Source organism: Stenotrophomonas capsici (assembly GCF_034961085.1).
GTDB lineage: Bacteria > Pseudomonadota > Gammaproteobacteria > Xanthomonadales > Xanthomonadaceae > Stenotrophomonas > Stenotrophomonas capsici.
This window is the reverse complement of sequence record NZ_JAYFUH010000138.1, coordinates 1-3,226: the sequence shown is the minus strand read 5'-3', so window position 1 is coordinate 3,226 and position 3,226 is coordinate 1. Positions and strand designations below refer to the sequence as shown.

Sequence of the window (3,226 nt, the reverse complement as noted above, 5' to 3'; positions counted from 1 at the left end):
CACGGTCTGCTTCACCTTGAACACGCGCTGGCCCAGGCCGGTGGCGTCCACGTCGAGCACGATGGTGCCCGGGTAGGCGGCCTCGCTGATCCTGACGCCCCGTGCGTCGGTATCGGGCACGTCCGGTGCCGCATTCGCCAAGCCGATGGCGGCCATCAGGGCCAGCCCCAGCGCCGCAGGACGGAATACATGCATCACCAACCTCTCGTTTGTCTGAGAGCCCCATGATGCGTCGACGCGCACGGCCCTGACACGGGCCGTTAGGCATGGTCGCGGACACCCACGCCGCGGGAGCGGCCTTGGCCGCGATGCATCATCCGACCCCGCTCCTAGGTGCGGACGAAGATATCCACGCGGCGGTTGAGCTGGCGGCCACCCGGGTTGTCCTTGCCGTTGATCTCGTTGGGCGCGACCGGCTGCGTTTCGCCGTAGCCGTGGGCGCTTGCCCCGGCCGCCGCACCCCGCTGCTGCAGCGCGGCCACCACCGAACGCGCGCGGCGCTCGGACAGGTCCTGGTTGTAATCGTCGCTGCCCTTGGCATCGGTGTGGCCGCGGACCTCGAGGGAGCTGGCCTGCACCGTGCCCAGCGCGGTGGCCAGGGTGTCCAGCACCTTGCCGGCATCGGGACGGATGTCGGCCTTGTCGAAGTCGAACAACACCTGGTCGTTGAGCGTGATGACGAAGCCACACGGCGCACCGGACGGCTTGAACTTGTCCAGCAACGGGAAGCGGCCGGCCGGCGGCAGCGGCGGCAGCGGCGCCATGCGCACCTCGCGGGCGACCGCGCCCACGGTGCCGGTACCGTCGCCACGGTTCTCGACGATGCCCTCCGGGCCACCGATCCACTTGCCCGAGCCATCGGCATTGATCTCGATGCTGCCCTCCGCGCCGACCCAGCGGCCCGAGCCATCGCCATGGTTCTCGATGTTGCCGAACTCGCCGACCCAGTTGCCGCCCCCCTTGCCGTCCAGCTCGATGTTGCCGTACGCGCCGACGTAGGTGCCCGAGCCATCGGCCTGCACTTCGAAGGTGCCGGCGCTGTTGATGATGCTGCCGCTGCCGTCGGGCGCCACTTCGACCACGTCGTCGCCGGTGACCGCATGGCCACTGCCATCGGCGCCGATCTCGAACACGCCCTGGCCGCTGACGCGCTGCAGGTTGCCCTGCGCATCGACGTTGGTGAAGCCGCTCTCGTTGACCAGCCCGCCGTCGGTGGCGCAGTTCGCCGGACGCACGGTGATGCCGTCGATCGGGTTGATCAGCGCCTGCATCGAGGCCTCCAGCTGCTTCTGCGCCGGGCCGCTGCCGATGATGCTGGGCACCATGATCGGCGGGATCACCGGGAACTCGATGCTGCCGGCGGTCAAGCCTTCCGCTGCCGGGGCGGCGGCGGGGGCCGGGGCGCCTGCGGTGGGCGCGGCGTCACCGGACGCCGGCGCGGCGGGCGGGGTGCGCCCACAGGCGGCAAGCAACAACGACAGACAGGTCAGCGTGGCGATTCCATGGCGCATGCAGGGCGCTCCTTTGCGAGTGATCGAACAAGTTCACCAACGGCATGTGCATTTCCTGTGACTGTCCCCGGTTCAGGATCGATCGCGCCGTCGCCGGCTCAGGATTCGTCCAGCTCGGCGAAGCGCGCGGCGAGGAAATCGATGAACTCGCGCACCGACGGCAACAGCCCGCGCCGCGACGGAAACACCGCGTGCACGATCTCCTTCGGCGGGGCCCAGTCCGGTGCCACGCGCAGCAGGCGGCCCTGCTCCACCGACTCGCGCACGATCATCGAGGGCAGCTGGGCCACGCCGACACCGGCCCAGGCCGCTTCGCGCAGGGCCGTCATCCCGCGCGTGACCAGCCGCGGCGCATGCGCCACCACCGCCTCGGCGCCATCGGGGCCGATCAACCGCCAGGCATGCTCGGCCTGCGGCACGCCCAGCGCCACGCTCGGCAGCAGGTGCAGGTCGGCCGGGCCGTGCGCCATGCCATGCCGCTCGACCAGCGACGGCGCCGCCACCAGGCATTGGGTGCGCTCGGCCAGCACCTTCAGCACCAGCTCGCTGTCCTCCAGCGGCGGCGGGCGCACGCGGATGGCCAGGTCGAAGCCTTCGGCGATCACGTCGACGCGGCGGTTGGTGGCCTCCAGGTGCACCTGCACGTCGGGGCACTGCGCCATGAAGTCGGCCACCATCTTCGCCACCCGGAAGTCCAGCAGCATGGTCGGGCAGCTCACCCGCACGATGCCGCGTGGCTGCGAGCGGGTCATCTCGATGGATTCGGCCGCCGCCTCGGCCTCGACCAGCATCGCCCGGCAATGCGCATGGAAGGTCTGCCCGATCTCGGTCACCGAGAAATGCCGGGTCGAACGCTGGATCAGCCGCACCCCCAGCCGTTCCTCCAGCAGGGCGATGCGCCGGCTCAGCTTGGACTTGGGCTCGCCCAGCGCGCGCCCGGCCGGCGCGAAGCCGCCGTAGTCGACCACCTTGGCGAAGTAGTACAGGTCGTTCAGGTCCTGCATGGCGCATCCCATCGTTCACCAGATAGGACTATGAGACCATTTTTTGCCGTCTACCAGGGGTATCGTCCCAATCCTAATCTTTGCGTCAACGAAGGCGCACCCGCGCCGCCACTGGAGCAAAGACATGAAGAAGATCAGCGGCCTCTACAGCGCCCCCCGTCCGCACTGGGTCGGCGACGGCTTCCCGGTCCGTTCGTTGTTCTCCTACAACACCCACGGCCGGCAGCTCAGCCCGTTCCTGCTGCTGGACCACGCCGGCCCGGCCGAGTTCAGCCCCACCGACACCCCGCGCGGGGTCGGCCAGCACCCGCACCGCGGGTTCGAGACGGTCACCATCGTCTATGACGGCGAAGTGGCCCACCGCGACTCCACCGGTGCCGGCGGCGAGATCGGCCCGGGCGACGTGCAGTGGATGACGGCCGCCTCCGGCATCCTGCACGAGGAGTTCCACTCCGAGGCCTTCACCCGACGCGGCGGCAAGCTGGAGATGGTGCAGCTGTGGGTGAACCTGCCGGCCAGCGACAAGATGGCCACGCCGGGCTACCAGAACATCGGCAACGCCGACATCCCGGTCGTGCCCCTGGCCGATGGCGCCGGCTCCGTCCGCGTGATTGCCGGTGCCTTCGGTGGCCAGCATGGCCCGGCCCGCACCCACACGCCGATGGATGTCTGGGACCTGCGCCTGCAGCGTGACCGGCACGCCACCTTCGC

At 69.9% G+C, this 3,226-nt stretch carries 4 protein-coding genes; 1 reads left to right on the top strand and 3 read right to left on the bottom strand.

Going from position 1 to position 3,226, the window contains the following annotated elements; genetic code table 11:
* From VA603_RS10225 to VA603_RS10215, 3 genes are all read right to left on the bottom strand, one after another.
* Positions 1–195: hypothetical protein (locus VA603_RS10225; protein WP_323438746.1), on the bottom strand; the 195-nt coding region annotated here is incomplete at its 3' end.
* A 134-nt stretch (positions 196–329) separates the two neighbouring features.
* Positions 330–1,511, bottom strand: coding sequence for an OmpA family protein (locus VA603_RS10220; RefSeq protein ID WP_323438745.1), 1,182 nt, complete (start codon positions 1,509–1,511; stop codon positions 330–332).
* Between the two features lie 98 nt (positions 1,512–1,609).
* On the bottom strand, positions 1,610–2,515 hold the full coding sequence (locus VA603_RS10215; RefSeq protein ID WP_192288336.1) for a LysR family transcriptional regulator: 906 nt from the start codon (positions 2,513–2,515) through the stop codon (positions 1,610–1,612).
* A gap of 124 nt (positions 2,516–2,639) precedes the next feature.
* On the opposite strand from VA603_RS10215, the gene VA603_RS10210 reads away from it, so the two are divergent.
* The coding region (locus tag VA603_RS10210) for a pirin family protein (RefSeq protein WP_323438744.1) at positions 2,640–3,226 on the top strand (587 nt) is incomplete at its 3' end.

Coding starts and splice junctions, on each gene's coding strand:
- VA603_RS10215 (WP_192288336.1), bottom strand. CDS start 2,515: ATGCAGGACCTGAACGACCTGTACTACTTCGCCAAGGTGGTCGACTAC.
- VA603_RS10220 (WP_323438745.1), bottom strand. CDS start 1,511: ATGCGCCATGGAATCGCCACGCTGACCTGTCTGTCGTTGTTGCTTGCC.